We start from the raw sequence: 19,376 nt of genomic DNA on the forward strand, positions 1-19,376 counted from the left end.
CATAGTTATAGACGTTTTCGAATTGTCCGAAACTTCACTAAGCTACTTTTAAAATAATTTAAAGAATAAAGTATCGGTGTACCGTCTTCTGTATAATGCACTTGTTTCAATAACATAAGACCATCTTGCGGGTCTGCTTCTAATGCCTCAGAAATATAAGGTTCATAACTAATGGCTTCCATCTCAGTTTCAGCGTAAGCAATCGTTTGATGACTTTCTGCTTCAATGGCTTTTAAAATAGAGGTTTGTTGGTTGTGTGTACCAAAATGTGACAATACATTCGTTGTAACTTTATCCAAACAATAAACGACTGGTTCACTATCTGCAGTACGAATACGTTCAATTACAGTAATAGGTGAATTGGGTTCTAATTGCATGATTTTACAATCGTCGAGAGAAGCAATTTCTTCATCAAGACTTAAAAATACAGTGCCACTTTCATACCCTTTTTCAGAAATCATGCGACCAATGCTCATCAACTCATCTAGAGGATAAAAGAAAGGTTGCGGGATTTTTACACGGGCCCCTTCTTCAAAATTTTGCGTAATAATTTGCTCTGTCACAAGTTCATGAATTGCAACTTGAACATGGTCTGTTGCAACATCGAGTTTTCTGGCAATGGACAATAAACCTGGCAATGATTCACCAGGTTTAATGTTTTCTGCTTCAATTTCTTTTAGAATCCATTCTTTTACAATATTTACATCAGGATTTACAGACATATGAGTTACACCTCTCCATCATTTAAATCAACTAAAATCTGTCTCGGTTTACTACCTTTTTGCGGGCCAATCACTTGATTACGTTCTAAATCATCCATAATTCTTGATGCCCGATTATAACCAATTCTAAACTGGCGTTGAAGCAGTGACGTACTTGCCTTTTGTTGTTCAATGACAAATAAATATGCCTCTTTGTACAGCGGATCATCGCTTTCGCTTTCTGAACTCCCCTCTGTTACAGCATCAGGTTCCATCTCTTTCACGTAATTCGCCTTTTGTTGTGCAACAACGTAATCCACAATTTTTTGCACTTCATTATCGCTTAAAAAGGCACCTTGTACACGCGTTCTTGTTGAGCCACCATTTTTAATAAAGAGCATATCCCCTTTACCGAGTAGCTTCTCAGCACCGCCACTATCAATAATCGTACGAGAGTCTGTTTGTGAGCTCACCGCAAATGCGATTCGGGACGGGATATTATTTTTGATCAAGCCTGTAATGACATCCACAGAAGGACGTTGTGTTGCAATAATCAAATGAATTCCTGCAGCACGTGCCATTTGTGTAATACGCGTAATAGCTGTTTCGACATCTTTACCCGCGACCATCATTAAATCGGCTAACTCATCGACAATGACAACAATATACGGTAATAACGCTTCTTTTTCTTCTAACTCTTTATTTTTACGAGTAATAAAGTCGTTGTATCCTTCAATGTTACGTGTTCCAGAATGTTGGAATAAATCGTAACGTCTTTCCATTTCTGACACAACTTTTTCAAGTGCTTGTGCAGCTTTATGAGGATTCGTCACAACTGGTGTTAATAAATGTGGAATGCCATTGTACACATTTAATTCAACCATTTTCGGGTCAATCATCATGAGTTTCACTTCATGCGGTTTCGCGTTCAATAAAATACTCGTAATGATACCGTTAATACAAACAGATTTACCACTACCAGTAGAACCTGCAACGAGTAAGTGAGGCATTTTATTCAGTTCCGCCGTAATCGGTTCACCTGAAATATCTCGACCTAAAGCAACTTCTAATTTATTTTTGGCTGGAAACTTTTCATCCAACACTTCTTTTAACGTCACAAGCGCAACTTTTTGATTAGGAACCTCAATCCCAACAGCTGACTTTCCAGGTATCGGTGCTTCAATACGGATATCTTTAGCTGCAAGTGCAAGCGCAATGTCATTATGCAAGTTGACGATACGACTCACTTTAACCCCTTGCGCTGGTTGAACTTCATATTGTGTAACAGCGGGACCAATTTTGATTTGTGTCACTTTCGCATCGACACCAAAATTTTTCAATGTCGTTTCGAGTAACTTCCCTTTACGTTGAACCTCTGCCTTAGAAGTCGTTTGTTGACGTTTTGGCTCATTTAATAGCGTCAATGGCGGGATTTCATATTGATGGTTTTCCGCAGCACCTGCTTCAGCAATACTACCTTCAGATGAGCCAGTATCTAGATCATCATTTGTTCGTGAAGCTGTTGTATGACTAGCTTGTGTATATGATTTTGCCGTTTCTACAGGCTGCTTTTGTGGCGCGCTGCTGTCTGTCTCTGCATCAACTGTTTTATGACTAAATATTGGAATAGACGGATAATCACTCGGCTCGTCTTGTTCAATATTGACTTCCGGAAAATCTGAAACATCTTTCGGTTCTGCTGCACGCTGTTGTTCACGTTCAATTCGCTTTTGTTCTTTTTTCTCTTTTCTTGTCAAACGTCTTTCAGATTGATGTGCCTTCACCTTTTCATATGAAGATGCCGTTGATTGTTTAAACTGCTCTAACCATATTTTAGCAACATCACGATGACGTTTTTTCAGTAATAAAATACCACTTGAAACGAGTAAGACAAGTGTCAATATCACAACACCAACGAGAGAAATGAGTGGTAATAACAGATGAATAAGATAAAAACCGAACAAGCCACCACCAAATTGCATATGTTCGGCTGCATCATAACTTTGAAATACGTATGATAAGACTGGTTCACGTTTCGCTCTCATGCCGCCTGTTGCCATAAAATATAATTGGGCAACAAACAACAGCGCAACTTGTAAAACGATAGAACCTGTTAATCGACGCGTTTTAGGTAATTTGCCATTATAAGCGATGAAACCAATCGCTAATAAGAGTAAAAAGTATGTAAGATAACGTGTTAAACCAAATAAGTAATTAAAAAAGCTATCAATGGCAATTCCAACGAGGCCAAGTTGAAACACGCCTAACATAATGACAACAACCATCACTATCGCGAGTATGAATCGAATAGGCGTATCATTCTGCTTCTTTTTCGAAGTACGCTTTCTTTTGCGCGTCGTTTGGGATTTCCGTTTCTTGGTTTGCGCCATGCTTCGTCACCTTCTACTTTCTAAAAATGATATCATCAACCTGTATGATGAAAAAAGCGAATCTCCTCTTCAAATTGGCGTGGCTTTCAAAGAGTAAGATTCGTTTTCTTGTTTGAACTTCACACTGATTTTAAAAACTATATTTCTGAAATCACAGGAATAATCATTGGTCGTCTACGTGTACTTTCAAAGAGCAACTTACTCACTTGATCACGCATATTTTGCTTCATTTCAGACCATTCAATACGCTTTTCTTGTAAACCAGCTTCTACAATTTCACGTACTTTTTCCTCTGCTTCTTTAAGTAATGCTTCACTTTCACGTACGTAAACAAAACCTCTAGATTGAATTTCAGGTCCAGCCGCAATTCTTCTATTCTTAGGATCAAGCGTGACGACAGCGATAAAAATACCATCTTCTGCGAGTAAATGACGATCACGTAACACAATATTACCGACATCGCCGACACCAATACCATCGATGAGCACATTGCCTGCATTGACTTTTTCATTCAGGCTCATATCTTGGCCATCATAATGAATCACGTCACCTGCTTCAGCTAAGAAGATTTTCTCTGGGTTCACACCCGCTTCACTCGCCAACTTCGCATGCGCAATTTGCATTTTAAACTCACCTTGAATTGGAATGAAATACTCAGGTTTCATCATATTGAGCATTAATTTCAACTCTTCCATACAACCATGACTCGATGCATGAATTTTTTTGTTGTTTGGAATAATATACGCACCTGCACGTACAAGTTCATTTAACGTATTACCGATAATGACTTCCATATTCGCTGAAGCTGTAATCGCAAGGAATACAGAGTCACCTTTTTGGATATTCATAATTTTATGCTTTTGACGTGCCATTTGACTCAAAGCTTCCACAGGTTCACCTTGCATGCCTGTCGCAATAATAATCACTTCGTTTTTTGGATAATTGTCAACTTCGCTCATAGGGATTAATAGATCTTTTGGAATGTTGAAATAGCCCATTTTACGTGCAATACTAAATGAACTTTCTAATGAACGGCCTAAAAATGATACTTTTCTATTTAATCTACTTGCGATATTTAGTACTTGTTGGATGCGAATAAAATTAGATGCATAACATGACACAATTAAACGGCCCGTCACTTTCGCAAACGCATCGAACATATGACTTTCAATGACGTTTTCAGGTGTATTATAACCCGGTTTTTCAGCTTCAGTTGAATCACTTAATAAAGCGAAAACCCCTTCTTCACCTAACTCAGCCATTTTTTTCATGTCTGGCGCATAATGGCCGTGTAAACTTTGGTCAAATTTAAACTCACCTGTATACACAATTGCACCATAAGACGTATGAATACATACACCTAAACTATCCGGAATACTATGTGTCGTATTAAAGAATGTAATATTCACGCCTTTAAAACGCATTACGGATTCATTATTGACCACATAATAACGGATTTTTTTATTAATTTGACGCGCTTTTAAGTTTTCTTTCACTAAGCCAATCGTTAATTTAGAACCATAAACCGGTGCTTCGACTTGTTCTAAAATGTATGAAACTGCACCAATCGCGTGTTCGTGTCCATGTGTTAAGAAAATACCTTTTAATTTATGTTTGTTTTCTAAAACGTATTGGATGTCAGGAATGACGATATCAATCCCTAACATTTCATCTTCAGGGAACTTCAGCCCTGCATCAAGCATAAACATTTCATCATCAACTTCGACGATATACATGTTTTTGGCGATTTCTCCTACGCCACCGAGGGGGATAATGCGTATGTCTTTATTTTTCTTCTTTACTAAATTCAAAATTTTACCTCCTAATAAATATAGCCCGTCCATTTTACATTCATATTTTATTATAGTGGATTATGGAAACTCTGTACACTATTAAAGTGATTTGTGGAGGATGGTTTTTCGTAGTTGTAACACGACTTACATTGACGGGAATGAGAAATTAAAATTTTTGATGCTATTGATACAGTATTTTGTTTAACTTGCCCTCGCTAAAATTTGTGGTATTTGATTGCCCTTATGGCTTTGCGTTCTATGAGGGACTGGCCCTTCAACTCAATTCGGCTTGGATAAAACAGTCACTATAATAACTACAACAAAAAACATCAATGACGAGAAGTGATCCAGAAAAGCAATATGATGATCATCCCACCGATGTTATAAATCACCAAAATTGAATCAGAAATATGTACTAAACTTAACAAAATCCCACCTAATAGCAACATCAAAATAAGATAACCAAAAAACATGTTATATTTCCTCACTATTATCCACCTCTTCATTGATGTCATTCAGCTAAAACCCATGCATTAAACAAAAAACAGAAGTCAATGTCAACACGCCACATCTACTTCTGTTTTTGAGTTCATCTATTTAAATGTCATACTTGTTTTTAAAGTAAAACTTTGTGAGATGCATTCACACGACCTTGTTTATCGATCTCAGTCACTTTTACTTTCAATGTGTCGCCAATGTTCAACACATCTTCCACTTTGTTAATGCGTTCGTTTGCAATTTGTGAAATGTGAACTAATGCATCTTTACCAGGGAATAACTCAACAAAAGCACCGAATTTTTCAATACGTTTGACTTTCGCATCATACACTTGACCGACTTCCGCTTCACGTACGATACTTTCAATCCACGCACGCGCTTGGTTAATCATGTCTTGTTCAGTTGAACCGATGTAAACTGTACCATCTTGTTCAATATCCAGTTTAACACCTGTCGCATCGATAATTTCATTGATTTGTTTACCACCTGGTCCAATTACGTCGCGGATTTTTTCAGGTTTAATTTGCATGATTTCTACTTTCGGCGCATAAGCACTTAATTCTTTTCTTGGTTGATCGATTGTTTGCATCATATGTTCTAAAATGGCTAAACGACCTTTACGTGCTTGTTCTAACGCTTCTTCAATGACTTCTTTTGTTAAGCCATCGATTTTAATGTCCATTTGAATCGCAGTAATCCCTTCAGTTGTACCTGCAACTTTAAAGTCCATATCGCCAAGCGCATCTTCCATACCCTGAATATCCGTTAAAATGGTATAACTTTCTTCACGTGTAACAAGCCCCATCGCAATACCAGCAACCGGTGCTTTAATCGGTACACCCGCATCCATTAACGCAAGTGTTGAACCACAAATAGAAGCCTGTGATGAAGAACCATTAGACTCTAACACTTCACTCACGATACGAACTGTGTAAGGGAATGTTTTTTCATCTGGAATAATGTATTTCAATGCACGCTCACCTAATGCCCCGTGACCGATTTCACGACGACCTGGTGCACGAACTGGACCTGTCTCACCTACTGAGAAGTTCGGGAAGTTGTAGTGGTGCATAAAACGTTTGTGTTCTTCTTCGCCTAAACCATCAATAATTTGATATTCAGAAATTGAGCCCAATGTTAATACTGATAAGGCTTGTGTTTGACCACGTGTGAAAAGACCTGAGCCATGCGCACGAGGTAATAAACCCACTTCTGATGATAATGGACGGATTTCGTCTGGTTTACGGCCGTCTGGACGAATTTTTTCATCCGCAATGAGACGACGTACTTCTTCTTTAATTAATGTATTAATAATTTGGCCAACTTCTTTTAATAGTGCTTCATTTTCAGGATCTTCTTCATCCTCAAAGTTTGCTAAAATACGCGCTTTAATCTCATCAAGGTTCGCATCACGCTCTTGTTTGTCAAACGTTTGAATTGCGCCGTTTAAGTTCTCATCTTTCGTCATTTGAGTGACTGAATCAATGAGTGTTTGATTTTTTTCTTCAGGAATAAATTCTTGCTTTTCAGGCTGTAAATGCGCAATGATTTCTTCTTGGAATGCACATAAACGTTTGATTTCTTCATGTCCAAATAAAATCGCTTCTAACATTTCAGCTTCAGTAATTTCACTGGCACCCGCTTCAACCATGTTGACCGCATCTTTATGACCAGCAACTTCTAAATCAAGACGTGACTTTTCTTGTTGTTCTAAGTTCGGGTTAATCACATATTCCCCATCAACATAACCGACATTCACACCCGCAATCGGACCTTGGAACGGAATATCAGATACGCTTAATGCCATCGATGAACCAATCATGGCTGCCATTTCTGGTGAACAGTTTGGATCAGCACTTAATACTGTATTAATAATTTGGACATCATGACGATAGCCATCTGGGAATAATGGACGGATTGGACGGTCAATTAAACGTGCAGTTAATGTCGCTTCATCACCTGGACGTCCTTCACGTTTTTTAAAGCCACCCGGAATTTTACCCGCAGCATACATTTTTTCCTCATAGTTGACTGTTAATGGGAAAAAGTCGCCATCACGTGGTTCTTTTGATGCAGTCGCTGTAGATAAGACAACAGTGTCCCCGTAGCGTACGAGTACAGCACCATTCGCTTGTTTAGCGAGTTGCCCTGTTTCTATCGTTAACGGTTGGTTCGCCCATTCCGTCTTAAATACCTTTTTTTCTTGAGACATTATAGATCTCCTCTCCTACCTCTTTAAACATTTCGTAGCCTTTTACATTTCAATTATATCTTACATGATAATCTTTTAATAGTTAAAAAAGGAGCCGGATACGATAAATGTCCCAGCTCCTTCCTGTAATGCCACTAGCTCGTGCGCAATAATTAAAATTAACGACGGATGCCTAATGACTTAATTAATTCACGGTAACGTTGGATGTCTTTGTCACGTAAGTAGTTTAATAAGTGACGACGACGTCCTACCATTTTTAATAAACCACGACGTGAATGGTGGTCTTTTTTGTGAATACGTAAGTGATCGTTTAATGCAGTGATTTCTGCAGTTAACACAGCGATTTGAACTTCTGGTGAACCAGTGTCAGTTTCGTGTGTACGGTATTCTTTAATTAATTCGTTTTTACGTTCTTGTGAAATTGCCATTTGTCAATTTCCTCCTTTAAATTTTTCGTTCCCTTATCTGAGTCAGGCGTCGGAGTTTCAACCTACCAAGATAAAGGTCGTGTGCTAATCTTTATTAGACTTATACATTATATGATACATTGTCACCAAAATCAACCGCTAATAAATGTTTTGCGCGCGCTTTGTCATCGTTCATTTGCGCAACAAGCGGATCAATACCATCAAATTTCAATTCAGGTCGAATGTAGTGATGCCAATAAATCGTTACACGTTCGCCATAAATATTTTCAGCAAAATCAAAAATATTCACTTCTATTACCGCTTGTGGTAAATCATCATGGAACGTTGGCTTCACACCTATGTTAGCGACACCGCGATAAATTTGATCACTTGAACCAATCGTCATACTTACCGCATATACACCTAGCGTTGGCCAAACATAATCATCACTTGGCTCAATATTCGCAGTCGGGAAACCAATCGTACGGCCACGTTTTTCACCTTGTACCACTGTTCCTTTCATACGGTAACGGTGACCTAATTGTTCGTTTGCTTTTGCAAGGTTGCCAGACTTCAGCGCTTCACGGATTGCTGTCGTTGAAATTTTTTCGTGATTTAAATCTTGTTTACTGATTATGATGCTTTCAAATTGATCTTGATATTCTTGAAGCATCGCCATATTCCCTTTGCCGTATTTGCCAAATGTAAAATCAAATCCAGCTATAATGACACGTGCATGGTTTTTCACTAAATAATCTTGGATAAATTCATCAGGTGTCACTTCCGCAAAACGTGAAGAAAAATTTACCACAAGGCAGTAATCAATATTTTGTTCGCCTAATAATTCGATTTTATCATCTAGTGGCGTAATATAAGTTGTGCGTTTTTGTTTAGGATTTAAGACGACTGACGGATGTGGATCAAAAGTCATGACCGCTTTCTTCAAACCCTTTTCCTTTGCAACGCGATCTAATTCATCAAATAATGCTTGATGCCCTTTATGCAGCCCATCGAAAAAGCCAAGAGCCATCGCAACATCCTCTTGAATATATTGTTCAGGTTGAATCGGATGTGTAATTTCGATAACTTCCATAACCAAGTCTCCTTTTAATTAAATACCTTTTTCGGTTTGATTTCATCTTGTCGTGTCGGATGCACCTCATAAATCGCAAGTACATCATCATTTTCACTATCAAGCATGACGAGTTGATGCTCAAATGGAACATTAAAATAACCTTTAGCAAATTTTTGTCCATTCTTTATCTTCATTTTATCACTTTCATTTTGAACATGAAAAGATGGGAGTCCTTTCAAGCCATATGCTAGTGGTAACAATTGATTTTTGAGCGTTTCGTCATGGTGGGCTTGTTCAATCATTGCTAAACTGAGTGCCTGTTCTATACTGAAACCGCCACTCATCGTACGTGTCAGTAATGACATATGTGCGGGTAAACTTAAAGCTCGACCAATATCCGTCGCGAGTGTTCGAATGTATGTTCCTTTGCCACAAGTCACTTCTATCGAAAAGCGTGCAATGTCATTTTCAAAAATCACTTCCGAAATACGTGCAATATGTGAAATGTGGATTCGACGTTCCGGGCGTTCTACCGTCTCACCATTTCGTGCGTATTCATACAATTTTTTACCGTTCACTTTCACAGACGAATACATCGGGGGAATTTGTGTTGTCCATCCTTTAAATGTTTCTAACACGTTGTCTACTTGCGCTACGTCTATTTGATCAGCTGTAACAATGTGTCGTTCAAGGATGTCACCTGTTTGATCTTCCGTCGTCGTCGATACGCCTAAAGTCACTTCAGCACGGTACGTTTTTCCCATTTCCATCACATAGTCGCTCACTTTCGTCGCTTGACCAATGCAAATGGGTAATACGCCATCTACTTCAGGATCCAACGTTCCGGTATGTCCGACTTTTTTCGTCTTTAAAATTTTACGTAATTTAAAAACGACATCATGACTCGTCAATCCTCGTTCTTTATAAACAGGTAAAATACCATGATACATTCACTATCGCTCCTTTTCATAAAAAAGCTAGACTACGTGGACTCTACAATTGCAGATCATCTCACGCACTCTAGCGCACATTGTTAGTCGTTATGATTTAAATCTTGAATCAATCGCTCGATACGGTTACCATATTCAATCGATTCATCATATTCAAATTGCAAATCAGGGACGATTCTGAGTCGCATACGCTGACCAATTTCAGATTTAATGAACCCTTTTGCTTTTTCAAGACCTTTGAATGTATTTTCGCGTTCTTTATCACTACCAAGTACTGTTAAATAAACCTTTGCTAATGATAAATCGTTCGTTGGCTGTACATCTGTAATCGTTAGAAAACCGACTCTTGGATCTTTTAATTTGTTATTAATAATATCCATCAATTCTTTTTTCATTTGTTCGCCAACACGTTCTGCACGCATATTCATAAAGAGTGCCTCCTTTCAAAATAATGTCGTAGCGTTATCCTCAATACACCATTATAAAGGAGAGTATGAAGAGGCGTCAATGAAACAGAGTGGGAAAGATGATTTGTTTTCATTCGTTTTCAAAAGGCACTGTGGAAATTATTTTTGATTGTTGTCTACGGTAATTTTACACTTGCGATGCTTGTATTGATTTTAAGCACATACTATGATTAAAAAAAAGAAAAAACGCCTAACCAACTTTCTCAGGAGTGATCAGGCGCTAAAAACATAGCACATATCAGTGAGTCGTAGCTCGACATATGTTTTACAATTACAACTTATGATTAGGCACCCTCGTTACTGCAAATAACGGGGGTTATTTTTTTGTCTTTTTATGATGCTATTGATGCATTATTTTTGTTAAACTTGCCCTTCCTAAGGTTTATGTTTTAGATTGCCCTTATGGCTTCGCTTTCGAGGGGCTGATTTTTCAGGAGTCTCAGCCTTCTGGGCAATCTTGGACCCAGCACAGCGAAACAGAGGGCAAGTTTATGAAATCAAGAAAACAATAGCATCAATTTTTTGTATATCATCCACCCCCATTTCCCGACTGCATTAAAGTCATTAATGAATCATAAATCTCTGAATGGATTGAGGCTTAAAATTTACAATGTACCATCCTCTTTTTCTTTAATCAATCTAATTTATCATATAAAGTGACAATTTCTTTTGCTAACTCAATGAAATTCATAGCGGTCATCAAATGGTCTTGACTATGAACCACAAGGAGTGAGAGTTCTGTTTTTTCACCACCCGCTTCTTTCGTCAACATTTCCGTTTGATAGCGATGTGCATCAACAATCGTTTTCTCCGCTTCTTTTAATTTTTCAAAAGCTAAATCACGCTTACCTTCTTTAACGACATGAATGGCTTCCATCGCATAGGATTTCGCATTACCACTATGAATGATGAGCTGCATGACTGTTTCTAGATTTTTCTCATCCATAGTCATCACCCAATAATATCTAATGCCTTTTCTAATACTACTTGACCATTCATCATGCCATAATCAGCCATATCAATCACACGGAGCGGAATGTTTTTAGGATCTAATTTTTCTTTTAGTTTCCTTTCTTCGTATCTGACTTGTGGCCCTAAAAGTACGATATCAATGTCATTTTGTTCCACTTCTTTATCGACCTCTGGCACAGAAACAGCATAGATTTTATATTCACCTTCAATGTCTTGAGAAGCTTTTTCCATACGTTGAACAAGCATACTTGTACTCATTCCTGCTGCACATGCTAAAAGAATTGTTTTCATGATGTTTCCTCCTTAATTCAAATGCTTATCTTAAAATCGAACGTGTCATCTTTGAAACAGTATGACGTAAACCTCTGATCGCGACACCGAGTTCATAAATGTTTTCAACTGGCGCTAATCCACCGTACCCTGCATCACCAATATGTTGAATGTCTACACCTGCAATTTTATTTTGAATGCCGAAATATCTGATGGTCTCTTTCGTAGCGCTCTCTTGACTTGTCCCAATTGCACTCATCACAAGGACATCATGTGCATGACATAATTGAACGACTTCATTAACCATTTCTAATGTAATACCAGGAACAGACCCAATAGAAGGCACTAAAACAACATCTACACCCGCTTCAATTAATCGTCGAACAAGTTCTAAGTTAACAACTGGTTCATCTACACCGGCACTATGCATTTTTCCTGCAAACACCAAACCACCAAATAAATTTTTCGCGCGTTTAACACTTTCTACGATGGCATCATTGGATACACCTGTACCAGGATTACCTGTAAGACACACGAAGTCCATACCGAGCGCATTTAATTTTTCAAACGTTTCTACTCGAGCAGTACGCCCAATTTCTAATTCAAAGCGTTCTTCCATCATTTCAGCAGTTTGATCGACTGGCTCTAAATTTACGCCAATAGGACGACCACACAATCGCTTTAAAGACTGAACAGGATTGCTTTCAATATCGAGCAGACCTGCAATCTTTACGTCTAGCACATCGACACCATTAAGCAAAATTAAATCCGCACCAAACGCTGCCGCCATTTCTGCATTCGTTACTTCATGTAACCAAGGATTTCTTGTGGCCACATTTTCTGATAACACCACACGGCCTTCTGAAGCTTTAATACTAAGTTTAAGTTCTTCCGCTGACATTTGTGCGACTTCTGAGGTATCTGCACTAATTAATCTTTTTACCATTTTATCCACCTCTACATCTAACAAAATTTATCTTACTTCCATTTAATGCTTTGATTTATTTGTCTTTTTCTTCTTTTAAATACGATTTTTCAATAGCTGCATAGAAACCGATATATATCAATATATCGAGCACAATTAAAACAGCTTGAAGAATAGATGCACTAATGCTGCCAGTTGTTAGGAAACCAGAAATAATTGGTGGCATCGTCCAAGTGGCTGTCGCTCTTGTATAAGGTACTAAACCAGCCAGTGTCGCAAAATAAGCAATAAAGAGATTGACAACTGGTGTCAATACAAACGGAATTAATAAAAACACATTCAACACAATAGGTAAACCAAACATTGCAGGTTCATTAATATTAAACAAACCTGGTACTAACGTGATTGGCGCAAGGGCTTTCGTACGTTTACTTGCTTTTCTTCGGCGTGCAATAATCGTGATTGCAATCACAAGACCTAATGTAGCGCCACCGCCACCCATGTAAACATAGTTATCCATAAACGGCTGTGTGAAAATATACTGCATCGGTTCGTTCGCTTTGTACGCTTCCATATTCGCTTGTAAGTTACCTAACCAAACAGGTGCCATAATCGAGTTGACTGCACTACCACCATTGATACCAACAAACCAAAACAAACTATTTAACGCAACGATAATCGCCGTACCAAATACGGAACCACCTAGGAAACCAATTGGTCCACCCAATGCAGTTGTAATCAAGTCATGAGCGTTTGGTAAATGAAAGGCATCTAAAACTGCATAAATACTGAGCCAAAGAGTAAAAATCACAATACCAGGAATAATGGCTACGAAAGAGCGTGAAACTGCTGGCGGCACACTATCAGGCAATTTGATTTTAATATCTCGATCAATAAAGAATTTATAAATGTGTACGCTCACTAATGCGATAATGATAGCCGTAAACATCCCTTTAGCACCTAAATACCCTAACGTAATACCAGAAGCAGTATCTGTTTTAATAAATGGCGTCACTGTCAAGAATGAACAAAGTGCAATAATACCAATCGCTACACCATCTTGTTGATACTGCTTTGCATAACTCCATGCAACAGAAAAACTCGCGATTAACCCAACCAAACTAAACGTGCTGTCTACACCTTTCCACAAATATTGACTGATACCGATTTTGTCTAAGTATTCAGGCCAACCTGGTATCGGCAAACTCGCAATTAACATAAAAATGGAACCTACAATGGCAAGAATCATCGTTAGAGAAAGACCATCACGAATAGCAACTAACACTTTATTTGTAGAAAATTTTACTGCAACAGGCATGATTTTTTCATCAATAAATTTATTCATAAGCTTCTCCCTTTCATCAAATCTAAAAATTCATTATTGAAGAACGATCTTTTAGGTTAAGACTATAGTTGTTTTAAACATAGCGTATGCATACATTTATATCCGAAAGCGCTTTCTATACCTTTATTTTAGGAGTTCTAATATAGAATGCATATGTTATAATGTTTGAAAAATATGTCGAAAAATGTAATGAGGTGAGGGAATGAGAGAGGTTTGGAAACATTTTGATATATCTTTTGACAATATCGTCATCTCTGAATGTGGGATTCAACAATTTTTGCCCGATCAAACGTATAGTTATACGGTAACTGAAAATTTTGTATTACATTTTGTAGAAGTAGGAAAAGGACTTTTAAAAATCAATCATAAAACTTTTTATTCGAAAGATTTTAATGGTTTCATTTTAAAAAGAGGGCAAAAGGTAACATATAAAGGCGACAAAAATGTACCTTGGAAGACGTTTTGGGTAGGTTTAAAAGGCTCAAACTTACAAAACTTTTTAAAGACGAATCAACTGAATAATCAAGATATACTTAAATTTCATGATGAGAGCAATGCAGTTAAAATCATTAAAGAAATTTGTTATACAACGAAGCAAAACACGAGCCTTTCTGATTATTGGTACAAGTTTAAAACATATGAGCTACTCTTTTGTTTAGAAGATGAATTTAAGCAAACTGATATGATTATTTTGAATAACAATCAAGATATTATTCATCATATTTACGAATACATATGTAATAATTATACGAACCCGATGAAAATTCATGAAATCGCACTTCAATTTGGCATTAGCAATAGTCAGTTATTTACCAAATTTAAAAAGAAGTACGGTAAAACACCAAAACAATTTATTTTAGAGGCTAGAATTGATAAAGCAACACAACTATTAAGGGAGACAGATTATCCTATCAACATCATCAGTCAACTCGTTGGATTTAGTGATTATTTTGTATTCGAAAAAGCATTTAAAAAAATTGTACATCGCTCTCCTAAAGATTACAGAACTGAGAAAAGAAAACACAAAATGGTTCATTAGGCTTTATATGTTCTTCGGATTTTTGTATCACACTTAAACGTTCATTGTTGAATGAGTATCTGAGGTTTATTGAATGCGATGCTTGTATTTATTTCAAGCGCATGCTATGATTAAAAAAAGAAAAAACTCCTAACCGTCTTTGATAGGGAAGATTAGGAGCTAAAAACATAGCAACATATAAGTGAGTCCAAACTCGACATATGTTTTACTATTACAGCCTATTTTTAGGTACCCTCGTTATTTTGCGGATAACGGGGGTTATTTTTTTGTCTTTTTATTATGATATCTTATCAAAAAATAGACAATGATACTTAAACAAATAGATATATCTAAGTGTATAATGATCGTCACCATATGTATCACCCCCTACTATTACAAATTTAACAAGCTGTAGGTGAAAACATATGACTCATAGGCTCCTATGTTTTTATAGATGTATTATACGCGCATTGTATTTATTTTAAAAGTATATTGAGGGCAATAATGTAATTTCACTTACCCTTTCGTCATTAAACGCCGCGCCATGCTACATATCATTTCTAAATATAACCTGATATATGTATCTATGTGTTAAACAAATTTTTAGACCTAGAAAAATATAAAGACTCGGATACCTCAATATCCAAGCCTCGAATCCTTGTCAGTTTTGCAGCATAACTAACATAACAGCCATATTTCTATACTTTCTACCTTAGTCTGCATATGTAAATTCATTATCGAAATCCAACTCTTTACTTATCCTCTTTCTTTGAACTCCCTACATCAAACACAGTGACTACAATCGCAAATAAAAATGCAATCATCAACCAATTGTCATAAATGCGATTCTCAAAGAAATGCGTCACAGTAATCTTATCTACAGCATTGAATATTCGCGGATTCGGTGGTACGTAGCCGATCCAATACACCGATAATACGACGGCAACACCAATAGCAAATGTAATAACAAAATCCTTAATCAACTTTCCCATAAATTTCCTCCTTTGTTTGTCTTTATTATACAAAAGTTTAAAATTGATAGGAATAATATTAGAGATTTTTGCCATTTTAAAAAGATTCAAATATCAATACTTTATTAACGACAAAAAGCAAGTGAAAATCGTTAATGATAGTTCTTTCACTTGCTCTTAATTTTAATCTTTCATATCAAGTTTTTCTTTTGAAGCCTTTTTATCGTCTCTATACAAATAGACAAGATAGATGACTGTAGCAAAGATAAATAAATCCACTAAATCATCAATTAAAAAGTTGATGACTAAAACAATGCCAATCAGTACTAACACGCCATTAATTGTCCATCTTTGATTCAAAAAGTACTCCCACATGTCTTTAATCGTCATAAAAATCATCCCCTTATCAGTTTTGATTCTATCGTTGTCGTTTGGTAAATAGGAATCGATTTTACTCTCTATCATATACCTCATGTAACCCATTGCACGCTTCAGAATTAATATGTTATACAATACAATATTTCATTATCAATATTATACCAAATTTAAACTTTATAAGTAAATACTCACTGTGCTTTCCAATTGAAAAAAACCTCCTTCAATCCATAAAATAGACTCAAGGAGGTTTCATTCAGTTTATTATCTTTCTACTTCTACCATCACAAATGCTTCAATAATATCGCCTTCTTTAATATCATTGAATTTTGCGATTGTGATACCACATTCGTAACCTTGTGCGACTTCTTTGGCATCGTCTTTGAAACGTTTCAATGTATCTAATTCACCTTCAAATAATACGACACCGTCACGAATGACACGGACACCCGCATCACGTGTGATTTTACCTTCAGTCACATAACTACCCGCAATTGTACCGACTTTCGATACTTTGAATGTTTGACGTACTTCAGCTTGACCAATCACTTTTTCTTCAAATTCAGGATCAAGCATCCCTTTCATCGCGGATTCGATTTCTTCAATCACATTGTAGATAACACGGTGTAAACGCATATCGACATTTTCAGCGTCTGCTGCACGTTTCGCACCTGCATCAGGACGTACGTTAAAACCGATAATGATACCGTTTGACGCATGTGCTAATGTTACGTCAGATTCGTTGATGGCACCCGTTGCTGTATGAATAATACGCACGTTGACACCTTCAACATCGATTTTCATTAATGATGCAGCTAATGCTTCCACTGAACCTTGTACGTCACCTTTAATGATGACATTCAAGTCTTTCATTTCACCTTGTTTCATTTGTTCGAACAAGTTATCTAATGTCACGTTTTTGCTTTCTTGACGTTGTTGTAAAATGTTTTCTTGTTCACGTGCTTCACCGATACGACGTGCTTTTTTCTCATCTTTGAATACAACGAAGCGGTCACCTGCTTGTGGTACATCGCTTAAACCAGTAATTTCAACCGGTGTCGATGGACCTGCAGTTTTAATACGTTTACCGAGGTCATTCACCATTGCACGCACTTTACCATGTGTGTTACCTACTACAAGTGCATCACCGACATTTAATGTACCGTTTTGGACAAGTAATGACGCAGCAGGACCACGTGATTTGTCTAATTCAGCTTCGATAACTGTACCGACAGCTGCTTTATTCGGGTTCGCTTTTAATTCTTGTACTTCAGAAACTAAGATGAGCATTTCAAGTAAATCGTCAATACCTTCACCGCTTAATGCTGATAGTGGTACGAAAATTGTGTCGCCACCCCAGTCTTCAGGGATGAGGTTGTATTCAGCTAATTCTTGCATCACACGGTCAGGATTGGCTGTTGGTTTATCAATTTTGTTGACTGCAACGATAATCGGCACGTCTGCTTCTTTCGCATGGTTAATCGCTTCAATCGTTTGAGGCATAACACCATCATCAGCTGCTACAACTAAAATTGTAATATCCGTTACTTGAGCACCACGCGCACGCATTGTTGTAAATGCCGCGTGTCCTGGTGTATCCAAGAACGTGATTTTTTTGCCGTTGTTCGTAATTTGGTAAGCACCGATATGTTGTGTGATACCACCTGCTTCTCCTTCAGTCACACGTGTATTACGGATTGAGTCAAGTAGCGTCGTTTTACCGTGGTCAACGTGTCCCATAATTGTCACAACAGCTGGACGTACGATCGCGTCTTCATCTTCTTCTACATTATCAAAATAAATCGATAAGTCGTTATCATCAATCACGACTTCTTCTTCAAGTTCAACACCGTAATCTGATGCGACTAATTCAAGTGCTTCAATATCTAAAGATTGGTTGATGTTCGCCATAATCCCAAGTAAGAAGAGCTTTTTAATAATTTCTGATGAATCTACACCGAGCTTGTCTGATAATTCGCCTACTGTAATCCCTTCAGTGTAAGTGATTTTTGAAGGCAATTCTTTAGGTTCACTTGGTTGTTGTGGTGCATTTTTCTTGTTTTGTTTTTTATTGCCTTTGTTGTTTTTCTTGTTTTGTTTAGAGGCGTTGTTTTTACCCTTTTGTTGCTGGTTGTTGCCTTGCTTTTGGTTATTGCTTTGTTTTTGGTTTTTACCTTGATTTTGGTTTTTGTGATTTGATTGAGTATTTTTTTGCTCTTTTTGTTGTTTCGGAGCTTGGTCTTTTTTGAAAACTTTATCCAATGCTTTCACTTGATCGTCTTCTAAAGTTTGCATGTGGTTGGACACTTCAATCCCCGTTTTCTTTAACTCATCAATTACATCTTTACTTTTAATATTTAAATCTTTGGCATACTCATAAATTCTTTGTTTACTCATTAAACCACTCCTAACATTATTCATCTATCATTGACATCAACTTTTTTGCAAACCCTTGATCCGTAATACCGACATTGACCCGTGTACCTTTACCTAACGCATCTCCTAAATCGTTACGGTTGCTGACAATACGATAGGGTGTTTGATAACTGTTACATTTATTGATGATATTATTTTTCGTACTATCCGATGCATCACTTGCAATCAATACAAGCTTCAAACGATGCTTTTTGAGCTCGGCAATAATGACAGATTCGCCCGTTTTCACTTTGCCAGCACGCATCGCCAAACCTAAAAAATTTAAAAATTGTTGTTGATTCATTTTGTTGGAATCTCTTCTCTATAAATGAGACGAATAATTTCTTTATAAACAGGCTCTAATGTTTCTTCTGACGCTTTAAAATATGCCTCTAATTTGTGCGCCTGTTGTGCTTTCTCAATTAAAGCAATGTCCTTAGACACGTAAGCCCCACGTCCTGGCATTTTACCAGTAACGTCAGCTGAAATTTCGCCTTCTTTATTTTTCACGACACGAATCATATCTTTTTTAGGTTTCATCTCATTAGATAAAATACATTTTCTCATAGGAATTTTTCTTTTTTTCATAAAA

The 19,376-nt window shown here is 37.1% G+C and carries 18 protein-coding genes; 1 reads left to right on the plus strand and 17 read right to left on the minus strand.

The window, feature by feature from the left end:
• Positions 1-5: 5 nt before the first annotated feature.
• The 12 genes from CCE82_RS02820 to CCE82_RS02875 all read right to left on the minus strand — a co-directional run bounded on the left by CCE82_RS02820 (position 6) and on the right by CCE82_RS02875 (position 14,005).
• Positions 6-722, minus strand: a complete 717-nt coding sequence (locus tag CCE82_RS02820; protein ID WP_086427911.1) for a GntR family transcriptional regulator — start codon at positions 720-722, stop codon at positions 6-8.
• 5 nt (positions 723-727) lie between these two features.
• A complete protein-coding gene (locus CCE82_RS02825) occupies positions 728-3,091 on the minus strand; it encodes a DNA translocase FtsK (RefSeq protein WP_086427912.1) in 2,364 nt (787 codons plus the stop codon).
• Between the two features lie 137 nt (positions 3,092-3,228).
• The gene (gene rnjB, locus CCE82_RS02830; protein ID WP_086427913.1) at positions 3,229-4,902 is read right to left on the minus strand and encodes a ribonuclease J2; all 1,674 of its coding nucleotides are present in this window, start codon (positions 4,900-4,902) and stop codon (positions 3,229-3,231) included.
• Positions 4,903-5,500: 598 nt separating this feature from the next.
• Entirely contained in the window at positions 5,501-7,594 is a 2,094-nt protein-coding gene (pnp, locus tag CCE82_RS02835) for a polyribonucleotide nucleotidyltransferase (RefSeq protein WP_086427914.1), read from the minus strand.
• 158 nt (positions 7,595-7,752) lie between these two features.
• Positions 7,753-8,022, minus strand: coding sequence for a 30S ribosomal protein S15 (gene rpsO / locus CCE82_RS02840; RefSeq protein WP_014614062.1), 270 nt, complete (start codon positions 8,020-8,022; stop codon positions 7,753-7,755).
• A 100-nt stretch (positions 8,023-8,122) separates the two neighbouring features.
• Entirely contained in the window at positions 8,123-9,094 is a 972-nt protein-coding gene (gene ribF / locus CCE82_RS02845; RefSeq protein WP_086427915.1) for a riboflavin biosynthesis protein RibF, read from the minus strand.
• A 14-nt stretch (positions 9,095-9,108) separates the two neighbouring features.
• The gene (gene truB / locus CCE82_RS02850; protein ID WP_086427916.1) at positions 9,109-10,026 is read right to left on the minus strand and encodes a tRNA pseudouridine(55) synthase TruB; all 918 of its coding nucleotides are present in this window, start codon (positions 10,024-10,026) and stop codon (positions 9,109-9,111) included.
• Positions 10,027-10,109: 83 nt separating this feature from the next.
• On the minus strand, positions 10,110-10,454 hold the full coding sequence (gene rbfA, locus CCE82_RS02855; RefSeq protein ID WP_014614065.1) for a 30S ribosome-binding factor RbfA: 345 nt from the start codon (positions 10,452-10,454) through the stop codon (positions 10,110-10,112).
• Between the two features lie 673 nt (positions 10,455-11,127).
• Entirely contained in the window at positions 11,128-11,439 is a 312-nt protein-coding gene (locus CCE82_RS02860) for a PTS sugar transporter subunit IIA (protein WP_086427917.1), read from the minus strand.
• A 5-nt stretch (positions 11,440-11,444) separates the two neighbouring features.
• Entirely contained in the window at positions 11,445-11,756 is a 312-nt protein-coding gene (locus CCE82_RS02865) for a PTS sugar transporter subunit IIB (RefSeq protein WP_086427918.1), read from the minus strand.
• 25 nt (positions 11,757-11,781) lie between these two features.
• Positions 11,782-12,681: a DUF7916 family protein gene (locus CCE82_RS02870; protein ID WP_086427919.1), complete on the minus strand. Its 900-nt coding sequence runs from the start codon at positions 12,679-12,681 to the stop codon at positions 11,782-11,784.
• Positions 12,682-12,736: 55 nt separating this feature from the next.
• Positions 12,737-14,005, minus strand: a complete 1,269-nt coding sequence (locus CCE82_RS02875; protein WP_086427920.1) for a PTS sugar transporter subunit IIC — start codon at positions 14,003-14,005, stop codon at positions 12,737-12,739.
• A gap of 202 nt (positions 14,006-14,207) precedes the next feature.
• Between CCE82_RS02875 and CCE82_RS02880 the strand changes: the two genes are divergently transcribed.
• Positions 14,208-15,044 (plus strand): AraC family transcriptional regulator, encoded by an 837-nt coding sequence (locus CCE82_RS02880; RefSeq protein WP_086427921.1) that lies wholly within the window; start codon positions 14,208-14,210, stop codon positions 15,042-15,044.
• A 731-nt stretch (positions 15,045-15,775) separates the two neighbouring features.
• Here the strand turns inward: CCE82_RS02880 and CCE82_RS02885 are convergent.
• The 5 genes from CCE82_RS02885 to rnpM all read right to left on the minus strand — a co-directional run bounded on the left by CCE82_RS02885 (position 15,776) and on the right by rnpM (position 19,372).
• Entirely contained in the window at positions 15,776-16,015 is a 240-nt protein-coding gene (locus CCE82_RS02885) for a hypothetical protein (RefSeq protein ID WP_086427922.1), read from the minus strand.
• A 162-nt stretch (positions 16,016-16,177) separates the two neighbouring features.
• Complete coding sequence (locus CCE82_RS02890; protein ID WP_086427923.1) at positions 16,178-16,384, minus strand: hypothetical protein; 207 nt, start codon at positions 16,382-16,384, stop codon at positions 16,178-16,180.
• 249 nt (positions 16,385-16,633) lie between these two features.
• Positions 16,634-18,766, minus strand: a complete 2,133-nt coding sequence (infB, locus tag CCE82_RS02895; RefSeq protein ID WP_086427924.1) for a translation initiation factor IF-2 — start codon at positions 18,764-18,766, stop codon at positions 16,634-16,636.
• 16 nt (positions 18,767-18,782) lie between these two features.
• The gene (locus CCE82_RS02900) at positions 18,783-19,088 is read right to left on the minus strand and encodes a L7Ae/L30e/S12e/Gadd45 family ribosomal protein (protein ID WP_086427925.1); all 306 of its coding nucleotides are present in this window, start codon (positions 19,086-19,088) and stop codon (positions 18,783-18,785) included.
• Positions 19,085-19,372 (minus strand): RNase P modulator RnpM, encoded by a 288-nt coding sequence (rnpM, locus tag CCE82_RS02905; protein WP_086427926.1) that lies wholly within the window; start codon positions 19,370-19,372, stop codon positions 19,085-19,087. The genes CCE82_RS02900 and rnpM overlap by 4 nt, the downstream gene beginning before the upstream one ends.
• Positions 19,373-19,376: the final 4 nt, after the last annotated feature.

Origin of the sequence: Staphylococcus cornubiensis (genome assembly GCF_900183575.1) — a bacterium.
Lineage (GTDB): Bacteria > Bacillota > Bacilli > Staphylococcales > Staphylococcaceae > Staphylococcus > Staphylococcus cornubiensis.

Bases quoted from the DNA above. Each gene is read 5' to 3' on its own strand.
- CCE82_RS02820 (WP_086427911.1), bottom strand. From the start codon at position 722: ATGTCTGTAAATCCTGATGTAAATATTGTAAAAGAATGGATTCTAAAA.
- CCE82_RS02825 (WP_086427912.1), bottom strand. From the start codon at position 3,091: ATGGCGCAAACCAAGAAACGGAAATCCCAAACGACGCGCAAAAGAAAG.
- pnp (WP_086427914.1), bottom strand. From the start codon at position 7,594: ATGTCTCAAGAAAAAAAGGTATTTAAGACGGAATGGGCGAACCAACCG.
- rpsO (WP_014614062.1), bottom strand. From the start codon at position 8,022: ATGGCAATTTCACAAGAACGTAAAAACGAATTAATTAAAGAATACCGT.
- ribF (WP_086427915.1), bottom strand. From the start codon at position 9,094: ATGGAAGTTATCGAAATTACACATCCGATTCAACCTGAACAATATATT.
- truB (WP_086427916.1), bottom strand. From the start codon at position 10,026: ATGTATCATGGTATTTTACCTGTTTATAAAGAACGAGGATTGACGAGT.
- rbfA (WP_014614065.1), bottom strand. From the start codon at position 10,454: ATGAATATGCGTGCAGAACGTGTTGGCGAACAAATGAAAAAAGAATTG.
- CCE82_RS02860 (WP_086427917.1), bottom strand. From the start codon at position 11,439: ATGGATGAGAAAAATCTAGAAACAGTCATGCAGCTCATCATTCATAGT.
- CCE82_RS02865 (WP_086427918.1), bottom strand. From the start codon at position 11,756: ATGAAAACAATTCTTTTAGCATGTGCAGCAGGAATGAGTACAAGTATG.
- CCE82_RS02870 (WP_086427919.1), bottom strand. From the start codon at position 12,681: ATGGTAAAAAGATTAATTAGTGCAGATACCTCAGAAGTCGCACAAATG.
- CCE82_RS02875 (WP_086427920.1), bottom strand. From the start codon at position 14,005: ATGAATAAATTTATTGATGAAAAAATCATGCCTGTTGCAGTAAAATTT.
- CCE82_RS02880 (WP_086427921.1), top strand. From the start codon at position 14,208: ATGAGAGAGGTTTGGAAACATTTTGATATATCTTTTGACAATATCGTC.
- CCE82_RS02885 (WP_086427922.1), bottom strand. From the start codon at position 16,015: ATGGGAAAGTTGATTAAGGATTTTGTTATTACATTTGCTATTGGTGTT.
- CCE82_RS02890 (WP_086427923.1), bottom strand. From the start codon at position 16,384: ATGACGATTAAAGACATGTGGGAGTACTTTTTGAATCAAAGATGGACA.
- infB (WP_086427924.1), bottom strand. From the start codon at position 18,766: ATGAGTAAACAAAGAATTTATGAGTATGCCAAAGATTTAAATATTAAA.
- CCE82_RS02900 (WP_086427925.1), bottom strand. From the start codon at position 19,088: ATGAATCAACAACAATTTTTAAATTTTTTAGGTTTGGCGATGCGTGCT.
- rnpM (WP_086427926.1), bottom strand. From the start codon at position 19,372: ATGAAAAAAAGAAAAATTCCTATGAGAAAATGTATTTTATCTAATGAG.